General features: G+C 70.4%; 12 protein-coding genes. 6 read left to right on the forward strand and 6 right to left on the reverse strand.

Going from position 1 to position 16097, the window contains the following annotated elements:
- Window positions 1-59: 59 nt before the first annotated feature.
- The gene (locus ACVW19_RS21425; protein WP_457460927.1) at window positions 60-3260 is read right to left on the reverse strand and encodes a tetratricopeptide repeat protein; all 3201 of its coding nucleotides are present in this window, start codon (window positions 3258-3260) and stop codon (window positions 60-62) included.
- 194 nt (window positions 3261-3454) lie between these two features.
- Between ACVW19_RS21425 and ACVW19_RS21430 the strand changes: the two genes are divergently transcribed.
- The 5 genes from ACVW19_RS21430 to ACVW19_RS21450 all read left to right on the forward strand — a co-directional run bounded on the left by ACVW19_RS21430 (window position 3455) and on the right by ACVW19_RS21450 (window position 9212).
- Window positions 3455-4012: an AAA family ATPase gene (locus ACVW19_RS21430; RefSeq protein ID WP_457460928.1), complete on the forward strand. Its 558-nt coding sequence runs from the start codon at window positions 3455-3457 to the stop codon at window positions 4010-4012.
- Entirely contained in the window at window positions 4002-5027 is a 1026-nt protein-coding gene (locus ACVW19_RS21435) for a hypothetical protein (RefSeq protein WP_457460929.1), read from the forward strand. The genes ACVW19_RS21430 and ACVW19_RS21435 overlap by 11 nt, the downstream gene beginning before the upstream one ends.
- Before the next feature lie 2 nt (window positions 5028-5029).
- On the forward strand, window positions 5030-5575 hold the full coding sequence (locus ACVW19_RS21440; protein ID WP_457460930.1) for a DUF262 domain-containing protein: 546 nt from the start codon (window positions 5030-5032) through the stop codon (window positions 5573-5575).
- Window positions 5556-6704, forward strand: coding sequence for a hypothetical protein (locus ACVW19_RS21445; RefSeq protein ID WP_457460931.1), 1149 nt, complete (start codon window positions 5556-5558; stop codon window positions 6702-6704). The genes ACVW19_RS21440 and ACVW19_RS21445 overlap by 20 nt, the downstream gene beginning before the upstream one ends.
- A gap of 468 nt (window positions 6705-7172) precedes the next feature.
- A complete protein-coding gene (locus ACVW19_RS21450) occupies window positions 7173-9212 on the forward strand; it encodes a thioredoxin domain-containing protein (protein ID WP_457460932.1) in 2040 nt (679 codons plus the stop codon).
- 203 nt (window positions 9213-9415) lie between these two features.
- Here ACVW19_RS21450 and ACVW19_RS21455 read toward each other — a convergent pair whose 3' ends face one another.
- The 3 genes from ACVW19_RS21455 to trhA are packed head-to-tail and all read right to left on the reverse strand — an operon-like array spanning window position 9416 to window position 11296.
- The gene (locus tag ACVW19_RS21455; protein WP_457460933.1) at window positions 9416-9745 is read right to left on the reverse strand and encodes a hypothetical protein; all 330 of its coding nucleotides are present in this window, start codon (window positions 9743-9745) and stop codon (window positions 9416-9418) included.
- Window positions 9746-9793: 48 nt separating this feature from the next.
- On the reverse strand, window positions 9794-10525 hold the full coding sequence (locus tag ACVW19_RS21460) for a Mut7-C RNAse domain-containing protein (RefSeq protein ID WP_457460934.1): 732 nt from the start codon (window positions 10523-10525) through the stop codon (window positions 9794-9796).
- 57 nt (window positions 10526-10582) lie between these two features.
- A complete protein-coding gene (trhA, locus tag ACVW19_RS21465; RefSeq protein ID WP_457460935.1) occupies window positions 10583-11296 on the reverse strand; it encodes a PAQR family membrane homeostasis protein TrhA in 714 nt (237 codons plus the stop codon).
- Between the two features lie 417 nt (window positions 11297-11713).
- Here trhA and ACVW19_RS21470 point away from each other — a divergent pair, with 417 nt between their 5' ends.
- A complete protein-coding gene (locus tag ACVW19_RS21470) occupies window positions 11714-13534 on the forward strand; it encodes a phosphoenolpyruvate carboxykinase (GTP) (protein ID WP_457460936.1) in 1821 nt (606 codons plus the stop codon).
- A 203-nt stretch (window positions 13535-13737) separates the two neighbouring features.
- On the opposite strand, the gene ACVW19_RS21475 is transcribed toward ACVW19_RS21470, so the two are convergent.
- Both ACVW19_RS21475 and ACVW19_RS21480 read right to left on the reverse strand, forming a co-directional pair.
- Window positions 13738-15228, reverse strand: coding sequence for an AAA family ATPase (locus ACVW19_RS21475; RefSeq protein ID WP_457460937.1), 1491 nt, complete (start codon window positions 15226-15228; stop codon window positions 13738-13740).
- Window positions 15229-15342: 114 nt separating this feature from the next.
- Window positions 15343-15825, reverse strand: a complete 483-nt coding sequence (locus tag ACVW19_RS21480) for an SRPBCC family protein (protein ID WP_457460938.1) — start codon at window positions 15823-15825, stop codon at window positions 15343-15345.
- Window positions 15826-16097: the final 272 nt, after the last annotated feature.

A 16097-nucleotide genomic window follows, 5' to 3' on the forward strand; every position in this document is an offset into this window, starting at 1 on the left:
TCGCCGGGCCCGCGGCGGCACCCGCCGGGCCCGCGGCGGCACCCGCCGGGCCCGCGGCCCTACGTGGTCGACCCCATGGCCACCCCCATCACCTCCCGGGCGTGGCGGCTGGGGACCATGCCGAGGCGCCAGGCCTGCCAGCCCGCCTCCAGACTCACCCCGCGTTCCAGCAGGAGCTGGTAGGCGTCCACGTAGTCGCCCAGCTTCTCGTCGCGGGCGGCGTGCGCGGTCCGGGCCAGCTGCGCCAGGTCCTCCTGGGCCACCGCCGTACCGACCTCGGTACCGCCCGGGGCCGCGTACGGCAGGAGCGTGCAGCGCAGGAACCGGGCCCAGTCCTCGCCGCGCCGGTCCCCGTAGGACGCGAACAGCGCCGTCGCCTCGTCGCACAGGGCCAGCGCCTGCTGGGTGCGGGCGTTGCCCGCGTCGACGACCGCCAGCTCCAGGCACGTCCACGCCTCGCCGTGGGCCACCCCGATCCGCTGGAAGTCCGCGCGGGCGTCGACCAGCAGCTGACGGGCGAAGCCCGAGTTGCGCAGCGAACCGGTCTGCGCGGCCCGCTGGTCGCGGGTCACCCGGGCCGAATGGTGCCGGGCGCAGGCCAGCCCGTAGACGTCCCGCATCCGGGAGAACATGGTGCGGGAGCGCTCCAGCTCGCGCACCGCCCGGTCCAGGTCCCCGGTCTCCTCCAGCGCCTGGCCCAGGTAGTACAGCGTCCACGCCTCCCCGCGCGCGTCCTCGTTGTCCCGGTGCCGGGCGGCGGCCCGCCGCAGGTCCTCCACCGCCGGCGAGGCGTCCCCGCCGACCAGCCTGGCCCGGGCCAGCTGGGTCAGCGCCCACGCCTCGCCCCGGGCGTCCCGGGTACGGCCGTACAGCTCGAGCGCCTCGCGCAGCTCGGACTCGGCGCGCGGGGCGTCACCCGTGCGCAGCCTCAGCTGCCCGAGCTGGAAGTGCGCCCAGGCCTGACCGTGCACGGACTCGCCCGCGCGGTGCAGCACCAGCGACTCGGTGAGCAGGTCCAGCGCCTCGGACAGCCGGGCGCGGTCGCGCTCCACCGCGCCCAGCGCGTGCATCGTCCACGCCCGGTCGGTGGCCAGCTGGGGCGCGGACTGCAGGTCCATCGCCTCCCGCAGCCTCGCCGACGCCTCCGTCAGATTGCCCTGGTGGTGCAGCGTGATGCCGAGGGAGGTCAGCGCCCGCGCGGCCCCCGCGTCGTGATGGGACTCCCGGTACAGGTCGACCACCGAGGACAGCGTCGTCCGCGCCTTGTCCAGCTCACCCAGCTGACGTGCCGCGATACCCGTGCGCCACTGCACCGAACGCATCAGCAGCCCCTCGTCCACGGCCTGCGCCAGCTCGCTGATCTCACCGAGGCGGTACAGGTCGCCGCGCAGCAGGCAGTAGTCGCACAGCGCGCCGAGGAGATTGAGCACCGCCGCCTGGTTCACGCCCTCCGAGTGCCGCAGCGCCGCCGTGATGAAGCTCGACTCGTCGTCCAGCCAGCGCAGCGCCTCGTCCAGCGAGGTGAAGCCGTACGGGCCGAAGCGGTCCGAGCGGGTCGACATGTTGCCGTCGACCAGCCGCAGCACCGAGTCGGCGAGCTCGGCGTAGTTCACGATCAGCCGCTCCTGCGCCGCCGTCCGCTCGGCCGGGTCCTCCTCGTCCAGGAGGCGGGCCAGGGCGAAGGCGCGTACGAGGTCGTGCAGCCGGTACCGGCCGGACCGCACCGGGGTGATCAGACCGGCCCGGGACAGCGCCCGCAGATGCCGGGTCCCCTCGGCCTCGTCGGTGGCCAGCAACGAGGCCGCCGCCGCGGCGCCCAGCGACACCCGGCCGGCCAGCGCCAGCCGGCGCAGCAGCCGCCGCAACGTCTCCGGCTGGTCGGTGTAGCGCAGCCACAGGGCGCGCTCGACCGGGCTCACCGGGCCATAGGCCCCCAGGTCGGTGGCGAGCGCGCGCGGGGAGCGCGGGCCCAGGGAGGAACCGGCGATCCGCAGCGCCAGCGGCAGCCCGCCGCACAGTTCCCGGACCCGGTCGGCGGAGTCGGCGTCGTAGGGCCCCGACGAGTCCTGCGCGACGGCGGCCAGCAGTTCCTCGGCGCCCGCCGCGTCCAGGGCGCGTACCGGCAGCTGGTGCACCCGGGCCGGCAGATCGTCGGGTAGGCCGAGCGGCGCGCGGGAGGTCACCAGGACCAGGCTGTCGGACCGCTCCGGCAGCAGCGTGCGGACCTGCTGCGGATCCGCCGCGTCGTCGAGGACGACCGTCACCGGCATGCCCGTCACATGCTGGTGGTACAGCTCGCTCAGCCGTCTCACCTGCTGGTCGGGGGAGGACCGCTCACGGAACAGCAGCTGCTCGCGGGGCGCCCCCAGCCGGTTCAGCAGATGCAGCAGCGCGTCCCGGGTGGACAGCGGCGGCTCGCCGGGACTGTCGGCGCGCAGATCGACCACGCAGGCGCCGCGGAAGTAGTCCTTCAGGTCGTGCGTCGCGCGCACCGCGAGGGTGGTCCGGCCGCTGCCGGGCTCCCCGTGCAGCACCACCACCGTCGGCTGCGTCTCCGTGCTCGCGCGCGCCGCCTGCACCCACTGCCGGATCCGTGCCATCTCCTGCCGTCGCCCGGCGAACGGCCCCACCGGCTCCGGCAGTTGCCCGAACGACTGCTCCAGCACACTCCGTCCGCGGGCCGCCGCGCTCTTGTCCGCGCCGCGCAGCCGCGGCCCCGTCTGCCGGGAGCCCGTGGACGCGGTGAGCATCCGCTGCTGGTCCAGGAACGGCCGGATGCCCCGCACCTCCAGCGCCGTCAGCCACAGCAGCCGTAACTGCTCCGGCCCGCCCGGCTGGCTCACCGCGCCGGCCCGGTGGTGCGCGGCGGGCACATGCGCGCCCACCACCTTCACCACGGTCGCCGCCGCGCCGACCACCCCGACGGCCACGCCCGCGCCCAGTGCCGTCCCGGTCCCCGTACCGAGGGCGAGGTCGGCGACCACGGCCGCGAGCCCGGCCACCCCGGCCACGAGCAGCGGCGTCCCGGCGCCCTCGCGGGCGTACCGCTGGCGGAGGGTGAGCTGCCCGGCCGCCGCCTCGTCCAGCGCGCGGGTGTACGCCTCGTACTCCTCGGCCGCCGTCCGCGCGATCGCGTCCAGCGCCCCGCGCGCCCGGGACAGCAGCACCTTTCCGTCGGTACGCCCGCCCGACCTGCGTACCTCTTCCTCCACAGCCCGTGCCAACAGCCGCTCCGCGTCCGCACGATGACCGTCCCGCATGTCACGTCCCCCTCCGACGGCCTCGGTCGCCCCCGGTGTGCCCGGGAGTCCTCGGGTCCCTTCCGACCCATCCCCGAGACCCCCTCCGGTTATGCGTCGGCCAAGTGTCCTGCGCACGAAGCTTCTTGGGGAGGAGGGCCCTCGGCGTACTCGCCGCGGATGAGATGTACGGGCGCGGTCTGATCGGCCGTGAGGTGAACACTCTGCTGGAAAGCATCCTGCCTGGCTGGCGCCTCGAAGTCACCGACGTCGGCTCCGGGATGTACATCCCCAAGCTGCGTTCCCTGCGCGACCCCGATCTCCTCGTCCACATCGATGACGTCGGCACCGGTGTGGTCCAGTTCCTGCCGATAGTCATCCAGCGAGCCGCAGACCGCGTGGAGTCGCCCGCCGGACCTGTGATCGAGATCGTGGAGGAGCCCGAACTCCATCTCCATCCTTCGGCGCACGCCGCGATCGCCGATCTCTATGTTGACGCCGTGCAGGAGTCGCAGGTGCGCTTCCTGGTGGAGACGCACAGCGAGAACTTCCTCCTCAGGCTGCGTCGACGGGTTGCGGAGCGGAAGCTGGCGCCGGAAGACGTGAAGATCTACTTCGTCGAGCAGACCGAGGGGGCCGCTACCCTGCGAAAGATCGAAGTGGATGCCCTCGGCAACCTCGACTACTGGCCGCGGGGAGTCTTCGCAGAGGACTTTGAGGAGGTGCGCGCCCTCGCGGACGCGCAGGCGAATCGGATCAACGATGCGCGTTGAGATTCCGGTCGAGCTGCTGACAGACCGTCAGGGTGACGAAAACGCAGAGCTCATATTGAAGCTGATCGCGTTCTTCAGGGAGGCGCGGCATGAGTGGGTGATCTCCCCCCTTGATGTGGACGCCGTCCATGCGTTCCTGGAGCGTCACGTTCCGGTCCTGGCGCAGATCTACCTGCTGCTCGCGCAGAAGGCGAGCATGGCTCAGGCTTGGGCGCCGCACGGGGGTACCACCGGCGTGGTCAGGGTGACCGGCGAGACGCTGGCGGCAGACATCCGCGACTTGGAGCGGCCAGCTGTGCTGGTCGTGGAGAACGCGATCTACGACTGGCAGATGATCGAGGCGCTCGCGCGCCTGTTGGGCTGCGAGGACGTCGTCGACGCCAAGGAAGACAGCCGCCTCGGTGTGTACAACGGAGGCGGCAAGGACGGCGCGACTCGGCATGCCGTTGATCAGGCCGCGCAGTTCTCCAGGACCAAGCGTGTGGTCCTAGTCATCGACAGTGACAGTTTCCACCCCGCGGACCGGACCGCCAATCATGAGAAGGCCGAAGTCGCGGCCCGCGAAGGCGTCAATTCGCACGTCCTCAGCTTCCGGGAGATGGAGAACTACATTCCCAACCGGGTCCTGGCCCGCCAGCCGAAGAAGACCGTCGGAATGTCCTCCATGGCCAAGCGCCTGGAGTCCCTCAAAAACTTCTCGACCGAGCAGCGCGCCCACTTCGACATGAAGCATGGATTCAAAGGGAAACCGCAGAAGGGCCCCGACCGGAAGGGACGGCCCTCCGGGAAGGTGGGGACGACCTACGTCATTCCCACGCGCCACGGTGATCTGTACGAAGAAGTGGCGGAGCAGGATCTCATCACCCTCCAGGATGGATTCGGGACGGACTTGCCGGATCTGTTCCTGCAAGAGGTGATGCGCGGCGGCATATCGGAGCGGGACCTGGATGGCCTGGGACCCGGAGCGAAGCAGGAATTGCAATCGATGTTCGAGACGATTCGGGGCGTGATCTGAGCATGGGAGATGTCGAGGTGGTTAAAGATATCTCGGTGGTGCCGGAGGTCCATTTCCTGGAGCAGGTGCTGGAGCGGATTTCACAGGGCGAGCTGCGGGTGCCGAAGTTCCAGCGCCCTTTCCTGTGGCGCCCCGAGCAGATGCTTCAGCTCTTCGACAGCATGGAGCGCGGCTATCCGATGGGAAGCCTGCTCATCTGGGAGACCACCATGCCGCTCGAAAGCCTCGACACCATTGGTGGGCGCAGAATTCCGCCGGCACCAGGGGGGGCGAAGGTCGCCTATGTGCTGGACGGTCATCAGCGGCTCTCGACGCTCTTCGGCGTACTCCACCGCTCAGCCGACGCTCCGCGGTCCACGCGGCAGGAGGACTGGATGTGGTGGGTCTACCGGCCGCTCGTCCGGTCGGAACACGACGGCTTGCGTTACCGCCACTGGAAGAGTGGCGAGGAGGTGCCCAGCCACTTCCTGCCCATGCGGTCCGTGCTGGGGACCCTGGACTTCCTCGAATACGCACGGAAACTGTCCGATGTCTACCGCCTCTCGTGAGGAGGCCGACCGCCTCACCACGGAGAGCGAGCGCATCGCGAAGCGAGTGAAAAACTACAAGGTCTCCGTGGTGCGCATGGAGGGCGGCACTCTCCAGCAGGCCATCGAGGTCTTTTCCAGGATCAACAGTAGTGGCCAGAAGATGCGTCCCGACCAGATGGTCTCCGCTCTGACCTACGGGACCATCGGCTCGGAGACGCTCAGCGACAAGATGGAGGAGATCAAGGGACGGGTCGCCGCTTCTGGCTTCGGCGAGATCCCGATCATGACGATCTTTCAGACCGTCCTTGCGCTGTCCGGCGAGGAGGACGTGCAGCGGGACACATCCTGGGAGACGATGGCCCGCAAGGTACAGGGCCAGCTCATGACCGCAGTGACGGACACCGACCTGACCCTCCAGCAGGTAGTCGAGTTCCTGCAGAACGAGGTCCGAGTCCCGCTGGCCCGCTTGGTTCCCTACAACATCCAGATCATGCTGCTCGCCGTCTTCTTCCACTTCTCCGGCAAGGTCGAAGCGGAGCAGCGGGTCAAGCTCCGGAACTGGTTCTGGACAACGTCGCTGGCGGGCACCTTCGCCGGGTCCACCACCACCCAGGTCCGGAACTTCATCATGGAGATGAAGGCCTTCGCCCGGGGCAAGGGCGGGCTCAGCTACTCCGGTGAGCGGGCCCGTTCCTTCCCCGAGCGCTTCGACCTGCGCAGCGCGCGCGTGCGCGCCTACCTCCTCTGGGATCTGCAGACGTTCCCGGAGCGGAAGAACCTCGACGGCGGCACCGCCAACGTACTGGAGCAGTTTGCGACGGCACACAGCGAGACCTATCGACACATCATCACTCAGAGTGGGGTCCCGGGGGCGTCCAGCCCCGCCAACCGGATCGTCATGACGACACCGCCAGGCGTGTCGATCCGGCAGGCGCTTATCAGACTCGCGGAGGAGGGGAGCACCGACATCCTGGACTCACACGGAGTCAGTCTCGCGTCCATCGAGCACCTCAAGGCCGACGAGTTTACCGACTTCATTCTTGCGCGCCAGCACGAGCTGGCCGCGCGGGAGCGGCAGTTCATCGAGAGCCTGGGCATCAAGTCGGCGGACACGGAGGTCGGGGAGGCCGATATCGACACAGAGTGAGGGTCAGCGAGTCCAGGCTTGTACAGCCTCGAAGGCACAACGCGGATTTCCCGACCCTGACTCGACGCCCAGCGGCACGACGCGATCCTGTGTGTTCACGTCACTCTGCCGCGGTGTCGGAGCCCCGGAGGTCGCGGCAGGAAGCGAGGATCACTCGGACATCACTCACTTCCTCCTCGGTTTCCAGGGCTGTTGCTGGATTCGGCGAGGGGCTCGTCATGTGCTTCCTGGACCGTCGCTGCCGGGCTGCTGTGGTCGTTCGGCGAGACCAACGCTTGGGTCTGGTGCCGGAGATACGTGATGTCGTCGTGCACCATGTCTCCGGCATTATGGTGCGCATCCATGTCGCCCTCTTCTGGGCTGGACATACCCTCATGCCGAGCAACGGCGGATGGGCACACCTCGGTCAAGCGGACGGGGCGTGCGGGTTCCACAGGCTAGGCGGGGGTGGTGTGAGAGTCTGGGCACATGAATCGGCTGGCTGGTGTGACCTCGCCTTATTTGCTTCAGCATGCTGAGAATCCCGTCGACTGGTGGCCCTGGACGCCAGAGGCGTTCGAGGAGGCGCGGCGGCGGGATGTGCCGATCCTGCTCAGTGTCGGCTACGCCTCGTGTCACTGGTGTCATGTCATGGCGCACGAGTCCTTCGAGGACCGGGCGACCGCCGACTATCTGAACGAGCACTTCGTGAGCGTCAAGGTGGACCGCGAGGAGCGGCCCGACGTGGACGCCGTCTACATGGAGGCGGTACAGGCGGCGACCGGGCAGGGCGGCTGGCCGATGACCGTGTTCCTCACCCCCGGCGCCGAGCCGTTCTACTTCGGCACCTACTTCCCGCCCGAGCCCCGGCACGGCATGCCGTCCTTCCGGCAGCTTCTCCAGGGCGTGCACCAGGCCTGGACGGAGCGCCGGGACGAGGTCACCGAGGTCGCCGGGAAGATCGTGCGGGATCTGGCCGGGCGGGAGATCTCCTACGGTGACGCACGGCTCCCGGGCGAGGAGCAGCAGGCGCAGGCGCTGCTCGGGCTCACGCGGGAGTACGACGCGCAGCGCGGCGGGTTCGGCGGGGCGCCGAAGTTCCCGCCGTCCATGGTGCTCGAGTTCCTGCTCAGGCACCACGCCCGCACCGGTTCCGAGGGCGCCCTGCAGATGGCGCGGGACACCGCCGAGCGCATGGCCCGCGGCGGCATCTACGACCAGCTCGGCGGCGGTTTCGCCCGGTACTCCGTGGACCGGGACTGGGTGGTGCCGCACTTCGAGAAGATGCTCTACGACAACGCCCTGCTCTGCCGCGTCTACGCCCATCTGTGGCGGTCCACCGGTTCCGAGCTCGCGCGCCGGGTCGCGCTGGAGACCGCCGACTTCATGGTCCGCGAACTGGGCACGCCAGAGGGCGGGTTCGCCTCCGCGCTGGACGCGGACAGCGACGACGGGACGGGGCGGCACGTCGAGGGCGCGTACTACGTCTGGACGCCGGAGCAGTTGCGCGAGGTGCTCGGTGAGCAGGACGCCGAACTCGCCGCGCGGTACTTCGGGGTGACCGAGGAGGGCACCTTCGAGGAGGGCGCCTCGGTGCTGCGACTGCCGCAGCAGGACGAGGTGTTCGACGCCGGCCGGATCGGCGGAGCCGGCGGCGTCAGGGAGCGGCTGCTCGCGGCGCGGGACGCCCGCCCGGCCCCCGGCCGGGACGACAAGGTCGTCGCCGCCTGGAACGGGCTGGCGATCGCCGCGCTCGCCGAGACCGGCGCCTACTTCGACCGGCCGGACCTGACCGAGGCCGCGGTCGCCGCCGCGGACCTGCTGGTCAGGGTGCATCTCGACGACCACGCCCGGATCGCCCGGACCAGCAGGGACGGCCGGGTCGGTGCCAACGCGGGCGTGCTGGAGGACTACGCCGATGTCGCCGAGGGGTTCCTCGCGCTGGCCTCGGTGACCGGGGAGGGGGTGTGGCTGGAGTTCGCCGGTCTGCTCCTCGACCATGTGCTGGCCCGCTTCACCGACCCGGAGACGGGCGCCCTGTACGACACGGCGTCCGACGCCGAGCGGCTCATCCGGCGCCCGCAGGACCCGACCGACAACGCCGTGCCGTCCGGCTGGACCGCCGCCGCCGGGGCGCTGCTGGGGTATGCGGCGCAGACCGGCTCCGAGCCGCATCGCACCGCCGCGGAGCGGGCGTTGGGCATGGTGAAGACGCTCGGTCCGCGGGTGCCGCGGTTCGTCGGCTGGGGTCTCGCGGTCGCCGAGGCGGCGCTGGACGGGCCGCGGGAGGTCGCGGTGGTCGGTCCGGCGCTCGACGATCCGGCCACGAGGGCCCTGCACCGCAGGGCACTTCTGGGCGTCGCCCCGGGCGCGGTGGTCGCCGTCGGCATGCCGGAGAGCGACGAGTTCCCACTGCTGGCCGACCGGCCCCTGGTGGGGGGCGAACCGGCCGCGTACGTCTGCCGCAACTTCACCTGCGACGCGCCGACGACCGACCCCGACCGGCTGAACACGGCCCTGGGCGGCTGACACGGCGGACGTGTCAGGGCGGCGTGTGCTCGGCTCGCCGATCGACGGCGAGTGGGACCACGCCGGCACCCGGCGGATCACCGTCGACCGGTCCACCGTCGAGGCCGCCGCCCCGTCTCCCGGGCTGAGGCCGGTGCCACGGCTCGGCCGGGCCGGTGTCGGGTGCTGCCGAGGACGTAGGTCAGGCGCCGTGGCGGACGGGATCAGGCGCCGCTGAGGATGAGCGCGCCCATGGTGAGCATGGCGGCCCACTGTACGGCGACGGCTCCGGACCTGGCGGGCAGCCACCGGGTCCGGGGCCACGCCGTGGCCAGCACCCCGGCCACGAGGGCGGTCACGAAGAAACCCGGGGTGAGCCCGTCCGGTACGCCGGAGCACTGCTCGCCGTAGGTCAGGCAGCGGCTGCCCCGCTCGGTGGACAGGACGGCGATCCAGGCGACGACCACGGTGGGCAGCAGCAGGACGAGTCCGGCGACGGCCCATACGGTCAGCGGACGGGTGGCGGAGTGCGGCCGTGGTGCGCTGATGCTCATGCCGTCATCCCACCGCGCCGGCCGGCGCCCGGACATCGGCCGGGGTACTCAGTGCCCCTGAGCGCTCCGGCTCAGTGCGCGTTCCACGATCGCCTCCAACTGGTCGTGGTGGGCGCCCCGCCAGTAGGCGCGGCCGCAGTCGGAGCACCGCGCGAACACGTCGTACGAGCGGTGCGTGCCGCTCTTCAGCTGGTCGGCGACCTCGTCCTTGGTGGCGGGCCCCAGCAGGCCGTTGCAGGCGGTGCAGCGGGTCCAGGGGCGCAGTTCGGGCTGGAAGCGGTCCAGTACGTAAGGGAGTTGCTCCTCGGGTCCGGTGCTGTAGACGAACGCGCCGGCCCACAGTTCCCGGCGGCGCAGCAGGCCGCGGTCGCGGCTGAGCATCACCCGCTGTTCGGCCGCCGAGCGGGCGGCCAGTGCCGGGTCGCCGATGTCCGTCGACTCGTACGCCGTGTCCACGCCCAGCAGTCGCAGCCGGCGGGCCAGCGTGCCGAGGTGCACGTCGAGCAGGAAGCGCAGCGGGGCGCCGGGCACCCGCTGGGGGAGTGCGACGGGACGGACGGTCACCGACTCGCCGGCGGCCGGGGTGTGCGAGACGGGCACCTCGCGGCCGTCCACGAGCAGCGCGCCGACCTCGGTCAGCGGGACGCCGAGCGACTCGACGACGTGACCGAGGGTGGAGACGCCGTCGATGGCGGCCCTCGTGGCGCCGGTGGACCGTGCCCGGGGGACGAAGACGAGCAGTTCGGGGGCGAACTCGACGTGGATCTCGGGACCGTTCACCCGTTCAGGATGTCATGCGCGCGGTCCGCGGCCCGGGTTTTTCCGGGCGCACCCGGCTCATCCGTGTTGGTAGGCCACCAGGGAGATCCCCACGTAGTGGGCGATGAAGGCGGCCAGGGTGAAGGAGTGGAAGACCTCGTGGAAGCCGAACCAGCGCGGTGACGGGTTGGGTTTCTGGATGCCGTAGACCACTCCGCCCGCGCTGTAGAGCAGGCCGCCCACGATCACCAGGACCAGTACGGCGATGCCGCCGGTGCGCATGAAGTCGGGGAGGTAGAAGACGGCCGCCCAGCCCATCGCGATGTAGCAGGGGGTGTAGAGCCAGCGCGGGGCGCCCACCCAGAACACCCGGAAGACGATCCCGGCGGCGGCGGCCGCCCAGATGCCCCAGAGCAGCCACTGGCCCTTCGCCTCGGGCAGGAGCAGCAGGGTGAGCGGGGTGTAGGTGCCGGCGATGATGAGGAAGATGTTGGCGTGGTCGAGGCGGCGCAGCACCCCGTCCATGCGGGGGCTCCAGTCGCCGCGGTGGTACAGCGCGCTCACGCCGAACAGCAGGCAGGCCGTCAGGGAGAAGATCCCGCAGGCGAGCCGGCCCCGGGGCGAGTCGGCGAGGGCGGTGAGCACCAGCCCGGCGACCAGGACGGCGGGGAACATGCCCAGGTGCAGCCAGCCGCGCAACTTGGGTTTGGCCGGGTGCGGGAGGGAGGTCTCTACCGGACCGCGGCCTTTGGCCGACGGGTCCGCGGTTGCGTCGGGGTCGAACGCTGTCATGGCCGCATCGTACCTACGTAACCGTAAGTTACAGAGCGGTGTGCCTGCTTGGCCGTGACGTAGTGGCCATCCTCTCACGCGGCATACCGGGTCGGTGTCCGCCGGTGCCGTCACTTCGGGTGAGAAGGGCACCGGAGTGACCGGCCGCGCAAAGAACCCGCAAAGAAGCGACCTGTCGCGCGCAATGCGCACGCAACGTGTGCGTAAAGCGACCCAGCGTGCGCGCGGGGGTTCTCAGGAAACCGTGGCCAGCGTCACTCTGCTCACCTGTGCATCCCTCTGGACAGATGGGCGCTCTCATCAGAGGATCAAATGAGTGCGGTCGGCACCGGATGAGCGCCGAACACCCACCGTGAAGCATCCGGGCCGCAGCCCCCACGGGGCCTCTCAACCGAAAACCCTCACTTAGGAGCAATCGTGGCGCGCGACATCGCGGCTCCCACCGTCCCCACCGACCACCAGGGACTGATTTCCTGGGTCAACGAGATCGCAGAGCTGACCCAGCCGGACCGTGTGGTCTGGTGCGACGGTTCCGAGGCCGAGTACGAGCGGCTGAGCGAGGAGCTCGTCGCCAAGGGCACGTTCCGCAAGCTCGACCCGATCAAGCGCCCCAACTCCTACTACGCCGCCTCCGACCCCAGCGACGTCGCCCGCGTCGAGGACCGCACCTTCATCTGCTCCGAGAAGGAGGAGGACGCCGGCCCCACCAACCACTGGAAGGCCCCCGCCGAGATGCGGGAGATCTTCACCGGTGAGAAGGGCGTCTTCCGCGGCTCCATGAAGGGCCGCACGATGTACGTGGTGCCCTTCTGCATGGGCCCCCTCGGCTCGCCGCTGTCCGCGATCGGCGTCGAGATCACCGACTCCGCGTACGTCGCCGTCTCCATGCGCACCATGACCCGTATGGGGCAGCCCGTCCTGGACGAGCTCGGCGACGACGGCTTCTTCGTCAAGGCCGTGCACTCGGTCGGCGCCCCCCTGGAGCCCGGCCAGGAGGACGTGCCCTGGCCCTGCAACCAGACCAAGTACATCTCGCACTTCCCCGAGGACCGCGAGATCTGGTCCTACGGCTCCGGCTACGGCGGCAACGCCCTGCTCGGCAAGAAGTGCTACGCCCTGCGCATCGCCTCCGTCATGGCCCGCGACGAGGGCTGGCTCGCCGAGCACATGCTGATCCTCAAGCTCACCCCGCCGCAGGGCGAGTCGAAGTACGTCGCCGCCGCCTTCCCCTCCGCCTGCGGCAAGACCAACCTCGCCATGCTGGAGCCCACGATCTCCGGCTGGACCGTCGAGACGATCGGCGACGACATCGCCTGGATGCGGTTCGGCGAGGACGGCCGCCTCTACGCCATCAACCCCGAGGCCGGCTTCTTCGGCGTCGCGCCCGGCACCGGCGAGCACACCAACGCCAACGCGATGAAGACCCTGTGGGGCAACTCCGTCTTCACCAACGTCGCCCTCACCGACGACGGCGACGTGTGGTGGGAGGGCATGACCGAGGAGACCCCGGCCCACCTCACCGACTGGAAGGGCAACGACTGGACCCCCGAGTCCGGCACGCCCGCCGCCCACCCCAACGCCCGCTTCACCACCCCCGCCGCGCAGTGCCCGATCATCGCGCCCGAGTGGGAGGACCCCAAGGGCGTGCCGATCTCCGCGATCCTCTTCGGCGGCCGCCGCGCCACCGCCGTACCGCTGGTCACCGAGTCCTTCGACTGGAACCACGGCGTCTTCCTCGGCGCCAACGTGGCCTCCGAGAAGACCGCCGCCGCCGAGGGCAAGGTCGGCGAGCTGCGCCGCGACCCGTTCGCCATGCTGCCGTTCTGCGGCTACAACATGGGCGACTACATGGGCCACTGGGTCGACGTCGCCAAGGACAAGGACCAGTCCAAGCTGCCGAAGATCTACTACGTCAACTGGTTCCGCAAGAACGACGAGGGCACGTTCGTCTGGCCCGGCTTCGGTGAGAACTCCCGCGTCCTGAAGTGGATCGTGGAGCGCCTGGAGGGCAAGGCGGACGGCGTCGAGACCCCCATCGGCATCCTGCCGACCAAGGCGGCCCTCGACACGGACGGCCTCGAACTGGCCGACACCGACCTGGAGTTCCTGCTCAGCGTCGACAAGGAGGTGTGGCGCGAGGAGGCCGCGCTCGTCCCCGAGCACCTCAACACCTTCGGCGACCACACGCCCACCGAGCTGTGGGACCAGTACCACGCCCTGGTGCAGCGCCTGGGCTGAGCCGCCCGGCACACAGACTCCGCGGCCGGTTGGGATGGGATGCCCTGACCAGCGATCGTCACGACCGGCCGCGGGACAGACCGGCGAGGCCCCGTACAACGGCGTGCGGGGCCCTGGGCCTGTCGTCACCCTCCCGCCCGCCCCGGCGGAACAGGGCGACGACAGGCCTTCGCCCATGTCAGGCCACGTCCACCACCGTCCTGCTACGCCCCCCGGTACAGTCGCTCCAGGTCCACGAGCAGCACCTCGCCCCGGTCGGCGGCCGCCCTCAGTTCGGGGGCGAAGCCCGACCCGCTGTAGCAGGCGGGTTTGGCATGGCGGGTGTCCACGCCTCGTGCGGTGAGCAACTCCAGGATGCGGCGCAGGCGCTGGAGGTGCCCGAGGTGCATGACCTTGTGCCATTTCGCCTCGCCCACGGACAGCAGGATGCCCTGGTCCTGGCCGATCGCACCGTGCACCACGACATCGGCTTCGAGGCTGGTGCGGCTCACCGGATCGGCGACGGTTCCCGAGGCGACCTGGATCGGCGTGCCCCCGAACGTCTCGGGGTCCGCGTGCCACTCGACCCACTCGCGGCACAGCCGCTCGAAGTGCGGGCCCACGACCTTGCTGAGAAACGTGGACCGGCTGTGCTCCCAGACCTTGGCGGCTCCTCGTCGACGGCTGAGGAGAGCCGTCTCGGGCCGTACCACCGCATGGTGAAAACTGATCAGCGGCTCTGCGACGTGGTACGTGGTGCGGTTGCCGCGGAAGGCGTCGGGCTCGGCGGTCAGCAGACCGCAGTTCCGCAGCACGGTCAGGGGCAGCGAGATGTCTGTGGCCTTGCGGCCCACCGCGCTCGCGATGCCGCCACTGGTGCGGTTGCCGCCCGCCACCGCGGCCAGGACCGAGTGGTACAGCGACCGGTCGCGCAGGTCCGGTTCGGCGGCGAGCAGGTACGGCGCCTCGCCGTGGATCGGGCGGGCCGGGTTGAGCACGGTCCGACAGACCCAGGCGTCGAAGTCGTCGGGGCCCTCCGGTACGTCGTCATCGACGAACTCCCGCCGGTACGCGGGGGTCCCGCCGACGATCGAGTGGACGAGGACCGCCAGCCGGGGCTCGTCGATACCCCAGAACTCGGCGGCCTCCCGGAAACCGAGCGAATGCACCACGAGGTCGAGACCGGCCCGGCCGTAGAGCGGAGAGGCACCGGAGAGCAGCCCGCCCATGAACGACATCGCACTGCCGCACAGCAGGATCCGGGGACGCTCCTTGCGATGGCGCTCGGAACGTACGCCGATGGCTGCCTGCAACTGGGACGGGAGGGCGGGGGCGTTCCGCACCAGGTACGGGAACTCGTCGATCACCACCGGCAGCGGCCGCTCCTTCGCCAACCCGAAGAGCATCTCCAGCGCCTCGTCCCAGTTCGCCGGCCGAGGAGGGACGGCGGTCCCGGTGAAGCGCGCGACCGCTTCGCCCAGCAGGTGCAGGGACTCGGCGGCCGACGCCTCGACCGCGGCGTAGTAGAAGCCTTCGGTGGCGTCGGCCAGCGCCTGCAGCAGGAAGCTCTTGCCCTGACGCCGACGGCCCGACACCACACCGAGCCGGGGCCCCGCGCCCTCACCGGTCGCGAAGGCGGTCAGCTCGCTCCACTCCCACTCCCGGTCGAACATGTCCGGCGGTCTCGGCAGACTGCGTCCGGGGGACCGGGCCATCGGGCACCTCCCTGGTCTCGGAGGCGCACCCCTCTCTTAGAGGCGTACCTCTTAGAAGTACACCTCTCACAACGAGACGAACCGGCCCGGGTCACCCTGCGGTGTAGCTCCTCATCAGCTCCGGGTGCTCTGCAGAGCGCTGCCGGCGCCACCGGCGCTGCCGTGGTGCTCGCGCACCGCGATCCGGGCCAGCTTCGTCAGCATCATGCCGTTGCGGATCGAGACGAGGTAGTCCACGGGGAGCCCGTGCATCCGGATGCCGGGGCCCCGCAGGGGATGCCAGTCGAGAAGGAAAAGAGTGCTCTCGCCCCAGGGGATCAGGTTCATGGCGATGCGGGCCGCGCCGAAGGGATCCGCCTTCGCTTCCAGCTCCAGACGGCGTTGCGGCTCACAGATACGCACGACGCAGACGTCGTCGAGGGCCAGCGGGCCGAGCCCGACCCGGACCTGCAGGCGGGCGCCCACTTCCGGCCAGTGCGGATCCGCGGCGGTGACCTGCTGCGTCCCCGAGACCCACTCCCCGTAGCGCCGGCCGTCGGACAGCAGGTCCCAGACCCTGGACGGCGAGCTCAGGATCAACCGGCGGTTCCGGGCCACACCGACCACGCTCCTTCTTTCCGTCGAACCGGTATCCATGACCACGCTGCCAGGCGTGGAACGCCTCCTCGACGCTAACCGCGCCGCACACCTCCAGCACCCGCGACAGTGGCCGGGCCCGGCACCCGCACGGCAGCGAGCGTGACCGGTTCACCAGCGCGGATCACAGCCCTGACCGGCGCTGCCCCGCCGGTCGGAACCGAGTGGTGCGCTCGCCCAACCAGGTGACGGCAGCGTCCCTCGGACGGCTGGTGCGGATCGACTCCGTCCTC

Source organism: Streptomyces sp. TE5632, from assembly GCF_054061295.1.

What these genes read in the sequence shown, in the direction of transcription:
- ACVW19_RS21425 (WP_457460927.1), bottom strand. Translation starts at nt 3,260, where the DNA reads ATGCGGGACGGTCATCGTGCGGACGCGGAGCGGCTGTTGGCACGGGCT.
- ACVW19_RS21435 (WP_457460929.1), top strand. Translation starts at nt 4,002, where the DNA reads ATGCGCGTTGAGATTCCGGTCGAGCTGCTGACAGACCGTCAGGGTGAC.
- ACVW19_RS21440 (WP_457460930.1), top strand. Translation starts at nt 5,030, where the DNA reads ATGGGAGATGTCGAGGTGGTTAAAGATATCTCGGTGGTGCCGGAGGTC.
- ACVW19_RS21445 (WP_457460931.1), top strand. Translation starts at nt 5,556, where the DNA reads ATGTCTACCGCCTCTCGTGAGGAGGCCGACCGCCTCACCACGGAGAGC.
- ACVW19_RS21450 (WP_457460932.1), top strand. Translation starts at nt 7,173, where the DNA reads ATGAATCGGCTGGCTGGTGTGACCTCGCCTTATTTGCTTCAGCATGCT.
- ACVW19_RS21455 (WP_457460933.1), bottom strand. Translation starts at nt 9,745, where the DNA reads ATGAGCATCAGCGCACCACGGCCGCACTCCGCCACCCGTCCGCTGACC.
- trhA (WP_457460935.1), bottom strand. Translation starts at nt 11,296, where the DNA reads ATGACAGCGTTCGACCCCGACGCAACCGCGGACCCGTCGGCCAAAGGC.
- ACVW19_RS21475 (WP_457460937.1), bottom strand. Translation starts at nt 15,228, where the DNA reads ATGGCCCGGTCCCCCGGACGCAGTCTGCCGAGACCGCCGGACATGTTC.